Here is an 18,783-nt window from a genome sequence, read left to right on the forward strand (position 1 = left end):
AAGTAAACATTGTGTTATCTTCACCTAGTCTAACAGTTATTCTATTAATTACGCTATAGCCTTATATAGTCATTTTAAAATTCAATAGGTTAAACCCAGCCTTTGTGCGATAATGGCACTTGATGCAGTGAGAAAATAGCGTTTTTCTTGTGCGATTTTATTGACTAATAACAAATTATTAGCATGAATTTGTGTTACCCTGATTTGGTAATTAAGTATTAGTGGTGGGTAGTTAATGCGTCTTACGCGGTTGTTTTTACTCGATCTACGCCAAGTGATCCTGGGCTTTACCCTGCTCTTGGTGCTTATTACCCTGGCTAACCAGTTTGTTATTAGTTACCGGGTTTACACCCAGCAGGCCATGACCCAAAGCCTGGAGGCAAACCGCGCCTACGCCGGTAAAATGGCCGATATCACCAGCCAGTTTATTCAATCCTTGCAAATGCAACTGGCCTATAGCGCCCAGTCTCTGAGCCGCGATCTGGATAACCCAGCCCATCGCAAACAAGAGGTGCAGCGTTTGCTGGCACAGACTGAATCCTTTAATTCTGTGGTGCTTATCGATCATCGCGGCGAGGTGATCAGCGCCGCCCCGGAGCAACTGGGGGCCGTGGGTTTAACCCTACAATCGAGTGAGGCTAAACAGTCGTTAAGGGCCCAGCAGCCCTTGATGCCACAGCCCTTTGTATCGCCCTTGGGCAACCTGGTGGTAAGTCCTTCACACCCTATTTTTGCTGAGGGTGAACCCAAACGTTATCTGGGTTATATCGCGGGCACCATTTATTTAAATGGCAACAACATCTTATCCCGTCTATTGGGGACCCATTTTCACGGTGCAGAGTCGCGTATTTTGGTGCTCAGCGAGAATGGCGCCGTGGTCTATGATAACCAGCGTCAGCATATCGGGATGACCATAGGCGACGTGCACCCCTTATGGCCTGCGTTTATGCAAGCGCAAGCGGGTGAAAGTGGCGCCATGATCAGCACAAAAGAAGAGGCTCAGCTAATTGGCTATGCGCCGGTCAAGGACATGCGTTGGGTTGTCCTGGTGGTGAGTGCGCAGCAGCAGGTGGTCACCAGTGTGGGTAACACCATAGGCAACCTGATGAAAAAGGCGGCGCCGGTCACTCTAATTACGCTGTTAGCCATTTGGCTGCTTGCCGGTACCATCAGTGCGCCATTACAGCTACTGGCACGAAGAGTGCGCGACAACGATAAAACCTTTAGCGATATCCCCGCCTGGTATAACGAGGCCAAAACCCTGAAGCGGGCCATTGAAACTTACAGCAATGAGCAGCTGCAGCGCATTAGTGCACTTAACCTGGCGAGTAATACGGATCCATTAACCGGCATCGGTAACCGCCGCTATATGCAAGCTTGCTTAGACTCAATGAAAGAGCAGGGGCAGGCGTTCGCTGTGCTGGCTCTGGATATTGATCATTTTAAGAAAATCAATGATCACTTTGGTCATGATATTGGCGATGAAGTGATCAAAACCCTGGCGCAGTTACTAAAGCTGGGCTGTCGTGAATATGACAGTGTGTGCCGCAGCGGCGGCGAAGAGTTTATGCTGCTATTACCCGGGCTTCATGTGGAAAAGGCACAGGAACTTGCCGAGCGCTTGCGTCAGCAGATAGCCAGCCATGAGTTTGCGCCCGTGGCCCAGGTGACCGTATCGGTGGGGGTAAGCTTATGGCAGCCGGGCAACGAGATAGGTGCCGCACTTAAGGCCGCCGATAACGCTCTTTATAAGGCGAAACACAATGGCCGCAATCGCACCGAGGTGCAGTGGCTTTAACGCTGTTTCTGTCGCTCCAGCAGAGTGAGTAAGCGTTGCGATAAGCCCCAGACCAACAGCAAGATCACCAATAGGGTGATGATCAGCAACAAGGTTTGGTCGCTAATAAACAGCCAACTCAGGCTCAGCGTGAAGCACGAAAACAGGCAAATTCGTAATAAGGTATTATTTTGTTTTTGAACACGTTTTTGCATAGTTTAGGTCACCTAGGTTGCTTGCCCTAGTGTAGCAAAGAAAACTCCGATTTTTTGCCATGGTAAAAAAACTGTCACTCTAAAGTCATTGTTTTATATTGTCTTGATATATAACAATACGCTCAGGTGCACAGACGATATTGTGCTAAGCTACAAGAAAATAAGACAAAGAATAACATCACTTCATGACCCAGTCCTTCAACGCCCTGTACCAAACAAGCAGCAGTGAGCAAGCCTATGAGCTGGCCTTATCGATGATCGATGAGGTATTTGCTGCCAAATACTGTTTTGTCGGTCGCCTGAGTGACGATGGCGCGCGGGTACGCACCGCGGCTTTTCATGGCCAAGGGAATGTATTGGCCAACATCGAGTATGGGCTTGAAGAGACCCCCTGTGCCGACGCTCTGCAAAGCGTTGATGTCTGTATTTACAACGAGCAGGTTGCGGACTTGTTTCCTCAAGACACCATGTTGAGGGAGCTGGGTATCCATGCCTATTTAGGCGTGACGCTGCGCGATGTGGCCCGAAATCCCATCGGCATTTTGGTGGCCATGTTTGAGCAGCCACAGGATTTTAGCGAACAAAGCCTGCAATGGTTTCAAGACCTGGCCTTTATCGTTGCCGCACAGGCGCGCCATGATATTGATATTGAACGAAAAAATACCATGCTGGCGGAGCTGTCGCTGCGCAATATTGTGTTCGAGCAAAGCAAAGAAGCCATTATGATCACCGACAGTGAGAACAAAATCCTGCGTGTGAATCCGGCATTTGAACTTTACACCGGGTATCGTGAAAGCGAATTATTGGGGCGCTCCCCCGGGGTGTTGGCGTCGGGCCGTCACGACCAGCCTTTTTATGCCAACATGTGGCAGCAGTTGCACAACCATGGTCATTGGCGTGGTGAGGTCTATAACCGCCGCAAAAATGGCGAGGTGTACCCGGAAGAATTATCGATCACGGTTAATCGCGATGATAAGGGTGAAATCTCCCATTACATCGGTCTTTTTCGCGATATCAGCGATTGGAAAGAAAGCGAGCGACAACTGCGCTTTTTTGCCAACCAAGAGCCGCTTACCGGACTGCACAATCGTCGCAGCTTTTTAGAGCGAGTAGAGCAGCATATTGACCTGTTTAATGAGCAGCGCACACTCAGCTCTTTATTGTTTTTGAACCTCGACCGCTTCAAAGACATCAACGATCTCTATGGCCCGGAAGTGGGAGACAGAGTGCTGGTGGCGGTGGCCTTACGCTTGCAACACTGTGTATTAAGCTCGGACGTGCTTAGCCGTTATGGCGGTGATGAGTTTACCTTGTTGCTGGCCAACAGCTCACCACAGCAGGCCTACGCCTGTGCCCAGCGTATTTTAACCCACATCTGCCAGCCAATCCGTCTTGGCGAGCTTAATATCGAGCTGACCTGTAGCCTGGGCATCGCCCATATCGATAACAATACCAAAAGCGCGACCGTGTTCGTACGCAACGCCAACCATGCCATGCTCAGCGCTAAACGGGCCCAGTCTCAAAGCATTGTTATCTACAGCGACGAGATTGAGGGCCAGTACTTACGTAAAATTCAGCTGCGCGACAAGCTGGCCAAGGCGCTTAAGGCCAATGAATTGAGCGTGGCTTATCAACCCATTATCAGCTTGCGCAGCGGCAAAATCACCAAGTTTGAAGCGCTTGCCCGTTGGCATGATGAGGAGCTGGGCACCATCTACCCCGATGAGTTTATTGCCATTGCCGAGGAGTTCGGTTTGATCTCCGTGCTCGGGCAATTCGTGCTCAAACGGGCCTTGAATGACTTGGCCACCCTGCACAAGCGGGGCTACCGTCATATCGGCGTGTCGGTCAATCGTTCGGCATCCGAGTTTAACCATTTGTTGCAGCCGGTTGAGGCGATTTTGGCGGCGTTGCACGAACATCAAATCGCCACCCATCAGCTTACCATAGAGGTCACCGAGTCGGTGGCCATTGGCGCACAAAAGCAGGTGCAGGATCAGCTTAATGAGCTCCGTGACAAGGGCGTCAAGGTGGCCCTGGACGACTTCTGTACCGGCTATTCCTCGCTCAGCCACCTTATCGACCTGCGCGCCGATTACCTCAAAATTGATAAATCCTTTACCCAGCAACTGCTCGGTGAGCATAAGCATCAGGTGGTGATCGCCAGCCTGATCAAAATTGCCTCCGAGCTGGATATGGAAGTGATCGCCGAAGGCGTCGAGTGCGAAGAGCAGCATCAGCAATTGCGTGATTACGGTTGTCACTTTAGTCAGGGTTTTTATTACTCTGAGCCGGTTAGTCTGGCTCAGGCGCTGATCCTGCTGGAGCAGGCCGACTCTTTGACCAGCCCGCTTGAGGTGAGCCACTAACTGGGCTCCTTCGTTGCTCCTTGGCAGACAGCCTTGGTGTCCCTACTCAATAGTGTGAATTTTTATCGCCACGATAAAATAATCTTGTTTTACCGGCGTTAAGCGGCAAAGCATAATGCCGCCTTTTGCTTATTGAGAGGGCACTATGCGCGGCTGGATAATCTACACTGATGGCGCCAATCTATTAAAACCAGAGCGATATGAAATCGAACGACTGCTGGCGGTTGCCAAAGAAGAGAATATCGAGCTGGAGGTCTATGCCCCGGATCAATTCGATCTACTGGTCACTCGTGAAGATGAAAAAAGTATCTTGATCGATGGCAAACCGGTGCCTCTGCCGGACTTTGTTATGCCGCGTATGGGAGCGGGTACCACCTATTTCGCCCTCGCCATTATCCGTCACTTAGAGCGTCTTGGGGTGTACTGTGTCAATGGGGCTCACGCCATAGAAACGGTCAAAGACAAGCTTTATGCGCAGCAAATCCTGGCTAAGCAAAACCTGCCCACGCCAACCACCATGTTGGTGAAGTTCCCGGTCAACATCGCCCTGGTTGAGCAGCAAATTGGCTTCCCCGTGGTGGTAAAAACCTTGTCGGGCTCTCAAGGCAGCGGCGTATTTTTGAGTAAGACCCGCAACGAGTTCGACGACTTGATGCAACTTATTGAGGCGACTAGTCCTCAGGCCAATATTATCCTGCAGCAGTTTGTTAAAAGCAGTCATGGCCGCGACTTACGAGTACTAACCATAGGCGGCAGAGCCGTGGCCTGTATGGAGCGTAACAGCGGCGGCGATAACTTTAAGGCCAATGTCAGCGCCGGTGGCACGGGCTCGCTTTATGCCATCACCCCGGAAATTGAATGGTTGGCAACGCAAACCGCCAATGCTCTGGATCTCGACGTGGCCGGTATCGATTTATTGTTCGATGAGCAGCACTTTAAGATTTGTGAAGCCAACTCCAGCCCGGGTTTTGAGGGGCTAGAGCAGGCCACCGCCATTGATGTGGCGCGGGAGATCTTCCACTTTATTCGTATTCGTCTGGGCATTTTCGATAAGCCGCAGTCGGCACCGAAGGCAGCTAAAAAAGCGGCCATGGAAACCGCTGAGGAAGCCTTAGAAGAGCTGTAACGACAGCCTGTCGGCAAATTGCTCCAGTGCATAAATACCGGCGCTGGAGTTGCCGTATTCATTGAGTTTGGGCGACCACACCGCCACCGTAAACTGTCCCGGCACTACGGCGATAATCGCACCACCGACGCCCGACTTACCCGGCATTCCGACGCGGTAGGCAAAGTCTCCGGCGGCATCATAGAGGCCACTGGTAAAGAGCAGGGAATTGAGCTGGGAGTTTTGCTTGGCGGCAAGAATGCGTCGCTTTGAGGCCACATCCACGCCCTTATTCGCCAAATAGGAAAAGGTGCGCGCCAATTCGGCACAATTCATCTCTATGGCACAAAAGCCAAAATACACCTTTAACACTTCCTCCACCTCGTTTTCAAAGTTATTAAACGACGCCATTAAATAGGCCATGGCGGCATTGCGGTGACGGTGTTGAAACTCCGAGCGTGATACCTGCTGATTGATATTGATGCGCGGGTTGCCGCTAAGCTGACGCACCGTTGCCAGCATATGGTGGGTTGGCGCACTGAGGCGCGAGTACAGGGCATCGCAGGTGACGATGGCACCGGCATTGATAAAGGGATTGCGCGGTATTCCCTGCTCAAATTCGAGCTGTGTCAGGGAGTTAAAGGCCGTGCCCGAGGGCTCTTTGCCGACGCGTTGCCACAGGGTATCGCCATAGCGCTGTAGCGCCAGGGTGAGGGTCAGTACCTTAGAGACCGACTGTATGGTAAAGCGCTGCTCGCTGTCGCCGCTGTAATAGCTCTGGCCATCAACTGTGTGCACCGCCATGGCAAACTGCTCACCCTTGACCTGGGCCAGCGCCGGAATATAACTGGCTACCTGACCGGGCATGTCAGGCAAACGTGCCCGTATGTCGGCATTAATTTCGTCAATCACCTGCTGAATATTCATAGCACCCCACTCACTGCTTGGCTAAAGCGCAATCATACGGAATAGGGCGCACGCTAAAAAGAGCCAAGACGAAATTTACGCGCCCGAGGTGTTCAACCCTGGGCGCTTTGCGGTGGGTAGCAAACAAGCTTAGCGTTGCAGCATAAAGGTTTCGTATTCGAGGCGATCAAACTGGCGGTTAAGCCAGACCAGCCCGAGCATGGTGGTGAGCAGCATGGATAAAGCGAAGCCGTAGCCATACATTTGCGGCCCGAGCATAATTGAAATCTCGGTCAGCACAAAGTTGGTCAAGGCCATGACCGCCACCAAAGACAGGGCCTCATAGCGCCTGTCGAGATAGAACATGACGTTGAGAATCGCCATAACTATTACCTGCAAGGACACGCCCACCAAATCCACATAGAGCAGATGCAAATAGGCCAAGTCGATCTTGAGCAGGGTGAGAATTTCTTCACTCCACAGTAGCAAGAGTGCCAAGGTGAGTCCTTGCACCTTAAAGATCTGATAGAGACTGTTTTTACAATCCAGGACCATTTGGTCTTTAAGCAGGTACACGGACTCCAGGGTGCCACCGTCGCGCACGGAATTATAAAATTTCTCGTTGGACTTGGCGAAATCCGTCTCCATATGCAGCATAAACACCGCCATGCCGGGAATAATCGCCAGGTAGGCGACAAAAATGGGCAGATCGTAAATATAGGAGGCGCGAAAACCGCCGATGACCTCGAAGGACACCTCGGGGTGCGACCAAAACACAAACTTATCCACCCAGACCCCAAGGTTATACAGCAGGCCAACCAGGGCGAGGGAGAAAAACGCTTGTTTTGGGTCTAAAAAGTCGAACGCTATCAGTTTGTTGGCACTAAAGGTGCGCAAAATAAAGAACAGCAGGACGAAGGCTATCAGACCCTGACAGGCGGCAAAAATAATCAGCAGCCCAAGGACACCGAAAGGAGGCAATAACCAGGCGCCCAGTACCATCAGGGTATAGCCGCCACAGAGGGTAAGAACAATACGGTAATACTGTTTCATGCCGCTTAAAAAGCCGATGATCAGCCACAGGTTACAGAGCACCACAAAGCCACAGAGCAGGCTCATTTTAACCGCCGAATCGAGCTCGGTCAGACCGAGTATGGCAATGCCAAGGACGCTGGCCAACATGGAAACGACCAGCATGCAGCCGAGCAGATTCGGGGTCACCTTATGATCATTACGCTCAAATAAGCGGTCGGAAATAAAGCGGGTGAGCAGCACCTGGAATGCCCCGCTCAAGAGCAGCGAGCCCGCCATCATATAGGTGACCAGCACCAAAAACTGCACGATCAGGCTGCTGGGGAAAATGCGTCCTATGCTCAGCAGGCCGATGACCATCAGCGCCAGAATCGACAGCACCCAGGGGCCGGATCCGACTACGGCGGCCAGGCCATAGGCCTCCACATAGGAAAGCAGGGTGTTTTTGCGCAGAATACGACGCAGCTCAAAACCTATTCCTGCCATGCTAATAGCTCCTCATACAGACCTTGGTAATGGTTATACATGGTGTGTTCTTGATAAAACCTCTGCACCCGTCGATAGCCGTTGTCACCGAGGCGACGCCAGTTGCGCGCATCATTGAGCAAGCTTAACAGTGCCGCACTGGTTTGGTTCGGGTCGGCAATATTGGTAACGTAACCGCAGCGGCCCAGGGCTTTATCTTCATCATTCATGCCTTCGAGTATTTCCCGGCAGGAGCCCACTTCGGAGGCAACGCAGGGTACGCCGGCGGCCATGGCTTCAAGCAATACCAAGGGTTGCGCTTCGCTGATCGAGGTCAGCACGCAGACGCCAATATGCGGCATGATCTCGGCCACATCCTGCATGCCTAAAAAGCGGATATTGTCTTCCAGCCCCAGACTGCTAACCAGCAATTTACACTCGTGGTAGTAGCTTGGATCTTCCTCGGTGGGGCCGACTATCCAGCCTTGCAGCTCGGGCTCGGAATTAACTGCCACCCGAATGGCCCGGATAAAGGTTTTAATGTCTTTAATGGGCACCACGCGGCCAATTAGTCCGGCGACCTTTGGCGGTGCCACCAATCGGGCGTCGTAGGCCTCTGAAAAGCGGGCCATATTGATGCCGTTGACTATGATTTGGGTTTTCTCGGCAGGCGCACCATCGTGAATTTGCCGCTGTCGGTTACCCTCATACAGGGCCACGATTTCGTCGGCGCGGTCATAGGCGGTGCGACCAAGCTGCTCAAAGAAGTCGATCCAGGTTTGCCGCGTTTGCTCCATCTTCTTATGGATGCTGGTGTCCAACGCGCTATGGCGGTCTTTAATCCAGCTCGCCTGGGTGAGGTCGATTTTACGTTCCTTGGTATAAATACCATGCTCGGTCAGCAAAAAGGGCGCGCTCTGTTGTTGTTTTGCCAAGGCGCCTAAAAACCCGGCATAACCGGTAGAAATACTATGGAACATGCGTGCCTTAGGCAGGTTCTCGGCGATTTTTACCAGGGTGAAAAGCGGGCTGTAAACATGCCTGAAGGTCCAGAAGTAATCGACGAAGGATTGCTGCTGAGCGTGCTGATAATATAAATCGACGATCACTTCCCAGGAGCGCTCGCTGTAGAGAAAATCGCTAAAACTCAGCCCTTGTTGTTTACCCAGGTTATCGAGCAGGCCTTGCAAGTGCTCGGGAGAAAGCGATTCCTCGGGGCGTTTAAAGCGCTCGATCACCGATTGCCACATGGTAAAGGCGGTTTTTTTACCGCGACGAGGGCGCGGCGTAAAGAGGCCGTGATGATCCATCAGGAAATGCTTTTCCATGCCCACCACGTTATCCGGTAGTTGGTAATATTGCTCGCCGTAGGCCGACTTACAGCCACCGATAAAGACCAGGTAAAAGTTATACTGGGGCAAGCCGGTGATCAGCTGATGCACCCAACTGGATACGCCACCGCGCACATAGGGGTAGGTTCCTTCGAGTAGCAGGCAAATATCAATAGGCTTCACGGCGCCAATACTCCCTTAATTCGTTGAGCGCTTCGCCTCGCTCCGTGGGTAAGTGACTCACCAGCAGGGCGGCATGACGGTAGTCCCCTTGGGCAAAGGCGGCTTCGGCTAAATAGGGAGCCACCTGCTTCATCAACAGACCACTGCGTCTGGCTTGCTCCAGGTATTGATAGGCGCCCTGATAGTCTTGCAGCTCTAGCAGGACCTTGCCAAGTTGTAGCTCGCTGCGCGCCGCCGGCGCGATTTGCTGCGCCTGCAACAGGTATTTTTTGGCCTGCTCCAGATAATGGGTGCGCAGTGGGCCATCGGCGAGGCCCAGGTAGCACAGCTCCCAATAGAGCTCGGCAATTTGAAAATGTTGCGAGGCCCGTTGTGTTGATTGTTGTTGCTTTAAGGCATCGATTTTTTGGTTGATGGCAAACTCAATCTTTTCGATGGCGGCGTAGGCCAGCAGGCGTACGTCATCGGCCTTATCGGTGAGGGCCAGTTTAAGCAGTGGAATTGCCACTCGCTCCGGTAAGAAACGACAGGCATTGACGGCGATTTGGCGGCGCTCGTCCGAAGGGTTAAACAGCAAAATATCTTTAAGCGCAGCGGCGCCGTATTGACCTTGCTCCAGTTGCTCTGGGTGCTGTGGCAATTCGAGCACTTCGGAGCGCTTCCACAGCGACTGAGACTGCTCTTTGGGCAGATACAGAGCGAGAATAAACACGGTTGCCAGGCCTAGCATGCCGATGATGGGCATGCTAAAGGCGATAACAAAAATAAAGGCCATGGATGCCAGCACCGGCTTTTTATAACGCATCGGCAGTGCCAACCAGCATAACAGGGTGAAGGTACCCGCTGCGGCACCGTGGCTGCTGGCATAGCCCAGCCAACCCAGCCACCCGAGCTGGCTGTCACCGAGCAGATAGAGGCTGGCGGACTCAAAGAGTATCGTTTGAAGAATCAACCAAATCTTCATCAAAGGCTCCTAAATCGTCCAACAGCAGATTGACTTGCTGATGCTGTTCAAAGACCAGCAAGGGTCCCACCACGTCCAGTTCACCGGCGGCATAATTATGTTTATCGCTGAGGATCGTTTCTATGCGCTCGATAAATTGCTGCGCTTCTATCGCCGTAGTCATCGGCAGCAGTACGCAAAGTACTTGTTTCCCTTCGCTATTTTCACAGGCCCAATAGACATCGGCACCACGGCGGTAGTCGGTCACCCGATACAGATCCAGGTACTGCTTCGCACTGATGTCGGTAAACACCACCAGGGCACTGTCGACTCCGTAATGGCGTTTGTACCACAATTGATTGTCGAGATACTGGCTAAATAACTGGCGTTGCTCTGGTTGCAAGATGGGTGCAAATAACTGGTGCGACATAAAGTTAGCTATATAGCCCGCAAGCAGCGCCATTAAGGCGATATTGCCCTCGGTCAGGGACACAAACTTCACCTTTTCGGCCAAGAGCACGCCTTGAATTTCGCCGCTGACATCAACCATGGGCACCACCAGTTGATAGTGCAACTGATGCTCGTCGGACTCGATAAAGTCTGCAGGAGAAAGCACCGCCTTGGAGACCAGTACATCGGCCAACATGGGATCGCCCGGGTGTAACTGATGGTCGCTGCCCACCGTGGCCAGGGCACCGGGAACGAGCTTGCCGTCCCGTACCTCGTACAGTCCGGCCTGATACATGGTGATCACATCGGCGAACACCTGCAAACTCTTTTGCGCCAAATTGGCCAGGCGATTTTCGGTATGACCGGAAGCCGCCTGTTGCAACAATTGAATGCCGGTGCGCAAACTCATCTGCTTGCCCGCGGCGCGTTGTTCGAGCTGATCGTGAGAGATCTTTAACAGGTGGTAGTTTTGGGTAAAGCTTTTCAGCTTTTGTTCCATATATCTGTGGTTGAGATCGAATCTTTGGTTGATCTCGTGCCAGTGATCGCGAAACTCACCAACCAGCATGGTGACGACGGCGGTGCCCACCGACACCGAGAAACTAAGCTGAATTTGGGTGCCAAGCAGACGATCAAATAGGCCCGCGCCAAGCAGCAATAATACAAAGCTCATCATGCCGCGGCCAAAGCCATAGCGCAGCGCTATCAATACAGGTCCAAACATGGGCCAGTAGAAATAGTCGGTGGCCCTGTCATGACTCAGGGTCGATTGATAACCCCATATACTCAGCGCTAAGAAGGTGATGAACACCAACTCAAACCAGGCTATTGGCTGGTTATCGCTGCCGAGCAAGAGGCGATTGATAAGGGCATTGATACCCCGGCGTTTGCTATGTGGCATGGCCAAATTATTCCCAATCTAATTGGTCGAGTAAGTCTTCAATAGCATCTAAGGCAACGCCAGACAAGGACTCTCGTCCCCAGCCACTGTTAGATGCCGAGCCGCGCCACAGTTGTTCACCCGTGCTGGTGGCTAAAGTGAGGGTCAGGCCCACCGCAGGCTCGCCATCGAGACCATACTTGTATTGCCATTCCTGTACCGAGCCCGCAAGAACATAGCCCGCCGGTTGTTGCATCAGCCAGGCCTGCGCTTCTTGTTGGCGTTGCTGCGGCTCTAAACTGGCCTGCAGATCGCCGACCTGAGCCTTGGGATACACGCGCACCTTGATGCCTTGATCGGCCAGCGCCGAGGCCACCAGTTGTTCTGCCTGAGCCTGTGCCATGGGCATATTTGACTGGTTGGCAAAGGGCATAATGTACAGGGTATTGCCGCTATTCAGGGCCGGACTTTGGGCACTGTATTGGGAAGCACAGCCGGCCAAAAAAAGCGCTAACGCGGTAGTAAGTAAAGTTTTCATCTTGCTGTCCTCGGATCAAAAATCTAAAAAGTAACCTAAGTTAAAGGTGAGGCTTTCGCGACCATTCGGATCGGCGCTTTGCCACGCTCCCTTAATAAAGAATTCATCATTGCCAAACACGCGAATACCCAGGCCGATATTGGCGGAGTAGTCCGCTTCGTCGGTGACAAAGTTGTAACCTATGGCGCTGTCGAGCCAATAGCGCATGCCCGGTACCTGCTTGCCCGGCTCGCCGACATTACCATGCAGCAATTGTTGTCCCAATGCCAAACGGCGATAGCGGGGCGAAATAAAAATAGCTGCCACTACCGGCCTACCCAGATAGTCCGAGACACCGGTGAGGGCACGCTGGTCCAGGGTGTTTTCCTGGTGATCATATTGCACATAGGCCTGCCAACTCGGGGTAAAGTTAAACTGCTCGCTCAGGCGCACCGTGCTGTGCCATTGCTGCGCAATGGGATCATCGAAATCGGACTTAAACAGCGAGCGTGACACGCTGACACTCAGTTGTTCGTAGCGAGTAGGCTGCCAGTTCACTTCCCATTTGGCGCTGTCTTCACGGCCCAGCAGGAACAGGTTTTCGCTCTGCTCTGTGGCCATGTTGTGACCGAGTTTGAGGCTGTGGCTCAAGCGCGATGAGGGCTGCCATATCAAGGTGGCAAACTGACCATAGTGTGTTTTTTGGTGGCGGTCACTGATGGCTACGCCGACTTCACCGCGATTAACCAGATAATGCTGCGGACTAAAACGCCAGCTTAACTGCGCGCTTCGTTGCTGGTAGTCCTCAAGCAGATCGCTTTTCGGGTGACCATGGTCATAGGATGCATCGAGTAGCCATTGACCGTTCTCCATGGGGCGGTAATACCTAAGCTGTTCCGAGCGGACCTGCCATGAATCTTTTATCACATGCTCATAACGCAGGCCGTGACTGGCCAGCGGGTGCTGTTGTGCGAGCAAGCGCTGCAACGGCGCAATATCTCGTTTGGCGGTATGCGCGCCCAGCTGTTGCTCGGCCAATTGCCAGGCGTGGGCATTTTCACCTATTTGCGCCAGGGCCGCTGCCCGGGTGAAGTCATCCAGCTGCACCGAGTCGTAACTCAACTGGTAAATGGCGGAGCGGTCATCGCGGGCCAGAGCCAGGGCCAACTGTACGTAGGCGTTGAATTGCTGGTCTTTTAAATTGCGTTGCGCCTGCCACAAGACCAGTTGTTGCAGTGCATGAGACTGTGAGCCGTTTAATAGCGCGGCGATATCTGCCTTGTTGCCACGGAGCAGTAGTTGTTTAGTGAGCTGGGCATCCGCCAGAGCCGGTGACACGAACAGCGCTACCAAGGAGCGGTAACTTACATCCCCTCCCTCGACTTGACGCAGTTGCTCACTGAGGGTGCTGATCACTTGCCAACGCAGGCTAGAGGCCTGGGCCAGACTGCCTTGGTGTTCAAGGATTTGTGCCCAGTTTAACTTATCGGAGGCGCTCATGGGGGCGCTATTGTTAAGGCGTTGGAACCATAAATCCGCGTGTTGGAACAGGCCCAGTTGCTGCGCGGCGATAGCGAGTACCTGGTACATATCGCTGCTGTCTTGATGGGTGCTGATCACACGCCAATATAGCTCCCGCAGCCACAGGTTGTCGCCAATGGAGATGGCCAGCCACATGGCACTTTGTTTAACCTCATCATGTTCCGGGTGGCTGCCGAGCAACTGCTGCAACAAGTTTTTTGCGTTGGCATAACGCTCCTGATGCATGGCTAAGCGGACCCGCAACAGCTGCATATTCAAGCTGGTGTCGTCGCCATGGTTGGCAAGCAGGGCTTCACTGGTGGCATTGAGTAAGCGCTCGTCACCTTGCTCAAGCGCTAGATTCATTAGATAGATCAGCAGCACCGGTGATTGGGTACGCTGATAATAATCCCACAGCACGTCTATATCCTGGCGCTGTTTGCCGTTATGGCTGGCGATTAAGGAGTAGGGGTCTAAACTGGTGTCGCCACGCTCGATGCGTTGGCGCTGATAATAGCGCTGTAGGTCGGTGGCCGCATTGTAATTGGCCAGCTCCTGCAAGGTGATGAGTTGGTCAAGAGCCAAACCTTGGGGGTTGCTGTATTGATGCAAAATGGTCAGGGCCTGCTGTGGGTTGCCAGTGGCCATAAAGCTTTGGGCAAAGTAATTGAGATCAAGATAGTTGCTTGGTGTGGGTACCTTAATTTGCTGCCACAGCTCAGTCGCCCGTTGTGGTTGACCGATAAAGTTATAAAAACGCGCCAGTTGGAACCAATAAAGTGGCTCATTCGGAAAGCGCTGAGATAAATGCTCTAGGCGTTTCACGGTGGCCTTGGCGCCGTAGGCCTTGTCGTTATAGTTGACCCATTGCAGGCGCTCTTCCTGATTCAGTTGTTGTGTCTGCGCCAGCTGATAGTAAAAGTCACTCAGAGCCTTGAGGTCGCTTTGCGCCAAGGCCTCATTTATTCCCTGGCGCAACTGCGCCAGCTCAGGATTGTAACGCATCAGGTCTTTACTCATGGCAAGCGCATTATCTAGGTCGCCACGCCATAAGTAATAACTGTGCAGGGTACTGATATGCTCAGCTGATGGTGCCGCCTGATTGGCCTTGGCCAGCCAGGTGATAGCGGTGGCAATATCGCCGACAGCGACCGCCAGTTCGCTGGCCTGCAACCAGTCCTGACTATCCGAGCTGATGCTGGCCTTTTGCACTGCAAATTGGCTGGCTGAGGCACTGTTATCGGCGCTGCGCGCAAAGTCGATGCCTTGTTGCAAACAGGCAAGCTCGCAGAGCCCGGCGTCGATATGTTGGTTTATCAGCGCCAGTCCCTGGGGCCAGCGTTGATGCTGTTGATACAGCGCCAGGAGTTGTTCGAAGTGAGCGGCCGAAGGCTGGCGTTGATAAAGTTGTTTCCCGTGCGCCATGGCGGAGTCATACAAGCCGGCTTGCAGTGCAAGTGTGAACAAACGCTGCAGATCGCCCTGACTGTGGTGTTTTAAAAGCTTATGGGCCACCGCGGGTTGGCCGATTTGCAGCGCGTATTCGGCAAAGGTTTGCCTTTGCTCGGGGCTGAGATCGTCGGGCAGATACTTGAGGTAGCGACTCAGTTCGCGGGTGGCCTGCTCTTTAAAGCGCGAATCATGGCTGAGCTGCAGTAGGCTGTTGGCGTACATGCTCTGAGCGCGCAACAGCTGCTCGGGATCGCTAAATTGGCTTAGCGGCGTAAGGTGATGCAACACCTTTTCATAGTCTTTTAAGCGGTAATATTGTTTGGCAAAGGCCATTTGCAAGCGCGGGGAGGGATCATCTGCGTCCTTCAACACCCGTAAAAACGCCAGCGCCACATTGGGGTCTTGGGCTTCATCGAGAATATCGAGCAGCAGGCCGCGATTGGGCTGCAAAATCCACAATAGCGCCAAGGTGGCCAAGGCTAGGCTGATCAGGGTACGGCGGTTGGTCAGAACAATGCGTTTGTCCTGCTTGTTGCGACTGCCCAGTACGTACTTAGGTGAGGTCATTGCGTTTTCCCACCCTGAGGTTGGCCGGCGCAGCTAAGGGTGAATCGAACCCGGCCCTTGTGTTTGCTGGTGAGGATAAGCTGATCACCCTTAAATTTGTGCGTCACCGGGGCGCCGCTGTGCTGTTGCACGCGACAGCCTCGTGCTTGAGCAAAACGGGCTTGCAATGGCTGGTGACTCATAAAGCTGATGTCGATATTACCGCCTTGTTGCTGCCAATGTTCAAGCACGCCATTGGCGCCTTGCAGATACAGGTTTCCGGAAAAAGGTGTATCCGCGGCGTCTAGCTCGAGGCGAGCGCGCACCGCCGACAAGGTGACATAGTTACCATCGGGGCCAGCATTGACCCCGGCCACACCCTGGCTGTTTCCGCTTGGGCTCTGCGCTTTATCGATTCGCATGCTTTTGACCCCGGTGCTGGTGATATACCAGGCCTCGTCATTAATTGATTTGGCCAGACCGGTTTCATACAGGGCACGAGCCCTGTGGGCATATTCGCTCAGATATAAGGGCGTGAGCGGATGCTTGTCCACCCAATCATAGATCTTTTCCAAGGCCGATAATGACGCCGGGTAGACGCCGGAATACATATGGTAATAAACGCTCACCGGTTTTAAGCGGCGGGGCTCGCCGAGCAGCTCAAAGGTTTCAATGGCACGGCCAAAGCCGCTGAAGTTTTCCGTCCACAGCTCGGTGTAGAGGTTTTCGTTCATGACCGGTGCATACACCTGCACCGCGTCTTTATACCAGTTGAGGTGCGGCGTGACTTGGGCGATGGAATAGTTATCGGTTAGCACATAAGTGTTGCCGCCATTGACATTGTAGAGGCCCAATTGAGCCACCTTGGCGATGATATCGGCGGTCGGGTTGGCGGCACCGGACCACAAGTAAACCTCGACCCGCTTATCTTTTGGCGCCAGGTGCTCGTTGATGTAACGCACGCTGGTAAAAATCTCGCGGTCATAATCGAGGACATAACCGGGCACGGCTAGGGCATCACCATAGAGCTTTTCCTTGGCTTCAATACGCGGGTCCCAGAAAAACGGGTGGCTAAAGGTATGCGAGGCAATTTCAACATTATCCAGGGCAAAGATATCCCGGGCGATGGCTTCAAGCTCCGGGGTCAGCTCTGGATACAGACCGGTTTTTGCCACCTCGGCCTCAATCACGGACACCGTGTGTGGCAGCTTAGAGCGACGCAAAATATTGTTATAAATCGAGGCCCCAGCGAAGGGTTTACCCGGGAGCCAGGCACGAGAAGGGAAACCGTCGCCATCTATGTGGGCGGTGACGATACGTTGCCCTGATTCGCTGGTGATATCGGCGCTCGGGATCGGCGCTAATCGCAGCAAGGGTAGGAGATGTTCAAACGGATCAAGCGGCCAGCGCATGCGCTCGCCGGGCAATTCCTGTACGGTTAATGGCTCAAGCCACAGGCCACCCCAATCGCTGCTGGCGACAGCGATGCCTTGTTGGCCCTGTTCGTCGATAAGAGAAAGCTGGGAGGTTTGCTGTTCATCTAGCCAGCGATAGCGCGGATATTGCTCCCCTTGCGCCTTGGGCAGTGGATACTTAAGCGCGGCAGCGTCCAGTTGCAAGACGCCGCGATAATTGCCTTGTTGTTTGACCCCCAGGCGGGCCAACAGGCTTGTTTGTTCTGGCAATTCGCCGACTAGGACAGTTGGCAATGTGTCCAGGCTTTGCAATAACGCGTCGCGCGTGCTGCTTTGCTGGTAGCTGACCTGTGGTAGCCAGAAGACCGCCGCGGCATAGCGATTCCAATCCAGCTTGGGTAAGGCCGTTCCTTGAATATCAATACACTGAGGCACATAGCCCTGATATTCAATCAAGGTTGCCAGAAAGCGATGGCATTCGGACTGCTTTTTCACATTGACACTGGAATCATACAGGCCCAGTACGCGACGGCGCACCGGGTAGCGGGTGGAGACGCCAAACTGATATAACATGGGGTCGCTGATATAAGGGGTAAAACCCAGCGCCGCTATTTGTTGTGCGGCTTTGAGGCGCTGTGCATCATCGGCGGGCAAATAATCTATGACTATGGCTTCAATCTGGCTGGCCTGCACTTGTTGCAATTGCCCCGTTAGCCATTGGGCGTCTTCTTTGCTTTGCTTACGGTAGCGCTTGCCCTGGTAGTCATAGGAGTGAAATAAGGACTCGGCGACCACGGCAAGAGGCGGTTGTGCCAGCCCTTGATAGAGTTCAAACCCCCGATTCAATAGCACCGGCCCCTGCGTTTGCAGCTCACCTATCAGACTGATCAAGGCGTTTTGCTGGGCGCCAAATTGTGCTTTATCGAGCACCAGCTGATAGCTATCCAGAGTATCGAGAAAGAAACCGTCGTATCCGGCAGAGCGCAGTTGCTGTGCCTGTGTTAACAGGTACTGGCGCCATGGTTCGGCGCTGCTATCCATAATGCTGGCCTGCCACAAGTCGTTGTAACCCAGTACCGCGGAGGAGAAACGCGGCGCCAGCTGTTCAGACGCTTCACCCAGGCTGAGGTAGGCAAATACCTGGGTCTTGGCACTTTTAAGTTGCTGTAATTGAGCCGAAGAGAGCTGCTCAGGACTGACTACCACGCGCTCATAGCTGAGTAACTCCCGAGTTGAGTCGATATCACCGTAATAGAAGGCAATAGACTGAGGAGTCTTTGACGTTTGTGCGAGTCCCTGCTTCGAACTTATTAAAAGTACAAAACACAGTAGCGACGCGCTAATGACTGAGCGAAATGCGTGATACAAGACCTTAAATACCTATAGCTATTATTGTGTAAGCGCCTTGATGTGGAAGAAATCCTTTCAAAAGCAGCAGGTTATAATTATTACTAGTACTTTGATACTAATTTTATGTGATTTTATTTCAATTACAAGTGATTTATTTATTTTACAATTGGTTTAATTCTCAAATTTGTAAACTTAAGGCTATTACAACTGATTACAGCTAAGGCCTGTATTAGCGCGACTTTATAGCGATGTAAACGCACCATATTCTAGCACCCGGCGCCGCTTCCCCAAGCGCCCTGGATGGTTTTGATTCATTATTTGTTCAG

At 52.8% G+C, this 18,783-nt stretch carries 12 protein-coding genes; 3 read left to right on the top strand and 9 right to left on the bottom strand.

All coding sequences use genetic code 11. The features are described 5' to 3' along the window. Positions 1–235 precede the first annotated feature (235 nt). Positions 236–1,798 carry a sensor domain-containing diguanylate cyclase gene (locus C2M36_RS07840; protein WP_105254426.1) on the top strand — a complete coding sequence of 521 codons (1,563 nt, stop codon included), beginning with the start codon at positions 236–238 and terminating at the stop codon, positions 1,796–1,798. Here C2M36_RS07840 and C2M36_RS07845 read toward each other — a convergent pair. After that, complete coding sequence (locus C2M36_RS07845; RefSeq protein WP_105254427.1) at positions 1,795–1,992, bottom strand: hypothetical protein; 198 nt, start codon at positions 1,990–1,992, stop codon at positions 1,795–1,797. The two genes, C2M36_RS07840 and C2M36_RS07845, sit on opposite strands and share 4 nt — an antisense overlap. A gap of 185 nt (positions 1,993–2,177) precedes the next feature. Here C2M36_RS07845 and C2M36_RS07850 point away from each other — a divergent pair, with 185 nt between their 5' ends. Both C2M36_RS07850 and C2M36_RS07855 read left to right on the top strand, forming a co-directional pair. Further along, on the top strand, positions 2,178–4,361 hold the full coding sequence (locus C2M36_RS07850) for a bifunctional diguanylate cyclase/phosphodiesterase (protein WP_105254428.1): 2,184 nt from the start codon (positions 2,178–2,180) through the stop codon (positions 4,359–4,361). A gap of 145 nt (positions 4,362–4,506) precedes the next feature. Continuing rightward, a complete protein-coding gene (locus C2M36_RS07855) occupies positions 4,507–5,487 on the top strand; it encodes an ATP-grasp domain-containing protein (protein WP_105254429.1) in 981 nt (326 codons plus the stop codon). On the opposite strand, the gene glsB is transcribed toward C2M36_RS07855, so the two are convergent. The 8 genes from glsB to C2M36_RS07895 form a co-directional block, all read right to left on the bottom strand. Further along, positions 5,473–6,393 carry a glutaminase B gene (gene glsB / locus C2M36_RS07860; RefSeq protein ID WP_105254430.1) on the bottom strand — a complete coding sequence of 307 codons (921 nt, stop codon included), beginning with the start codon at positions 6,391–6,393 and terminating at the stop codon, positions 5,473–5,475. The genes C2M36_RS07855 and glsB overlap by 15 nt on opposite strands. 129 nt (positions 6,394–6,522) lie before the next feature. After that, positions 6,523–7,890 (bottom strand): exopolysaccharide Pel transporter PelG, encoded by a 1,368-nt coding sequence (pelG, locus tag C2M36_RS07865; protein WP_105254431.1) that lies wholly within the window; start codon positions 7,888–7,890, stop codon positions 6,523–6,525. Beyond that, on the bottom strand, positions 7,878–9,383 hold the full coding sequence (gene pelF, locus C2M36_RS07870; protein ID WP_105254432.1) for a GT4 family glycosyltransferase PelF: 1,506 nt from the start codon (positions 9,381–9,383) through the stop codon (positions 7,878–7,880). Before pelF ends, pelG begins: the two co-directional genes overlap by 13 nt. After that, positions 9,370–10,347 (bottom strand): hypothetical protein, encoded by a 978-nt coding sequence (locus tag C2M36_RS07875; RefSeq protein ID WP_105254433.1) that lies wholly within the window; start codon positions 10,345–10,347, stop codon positions 9,370–9,372. Before C2M36_RS07875 ends, pelF begins: the two co-directional genes overlap by 14 nt. Further along, positions 10,310–11,677: a PelD GGDEF domain-containing protein gene (locus tag C2M36_RS07880; RefSeq protein ID WP_158678881.1), complete on the bottom strand. Its 1,368-nt coding sequence runs from the start codon at positions 11,675–11,677 to the stop codon at positions 10,310–10,312. The genes C2M36_RS07875 and C2M36_RS07880 overlap by 38 nt, the downstream gene beginning before the upstream one ends. A gap of 7 nt (positions 11,678–11,684) precedes the next feature. Then, positions 11,685–12,194, bottom strand: a complete 510-nt coding sequence (locus C2M36_RS07885; protein ID WP_105254435.1) for a hypothetical protein — start codon at positions 12,192–12,194, stop codon at positions 11,685–11,687. Positions 12,195–12,209: 15 nt separating this feature from the next. Beyond that, positions 12,210–15,713, bottom strand: coding sequence for a tetratricopeptide repeat protein (locus C2M36_RS07890; protein ID WP_105254436.1), 3,504 nt, complete (start codon positions 15,711–15,713; stop codon positions 12,210–12,212). Then, on the bottom strand, positions 15,710–18,475 hold the full coding sequence (locus C2M36_RS07895; protein WP_105254437.1) for an endo alpha-1,4 polygalactosaminidase: 2,766 nt from the start codon (positions 18,473–18,475) through the stop codon (positions 15,710–15,712). Before C2M36_RS07895 ends, C2M36_RS07890 begins: the two co-directional genes overlap by 4 nt. Positions 18,476–18,783: the final 308 nt, after the last annotated feature.

It is taken from the genome of Pseudoalteromonas sp. T1lg75, from assembly GCF_002964705.1.
Classification (GTDB): Bacteria; Pseudomonadota; Gammaproteobacteria; order Enterobacterales; family Alteromonadaceae; genus Pseudoalteromonas.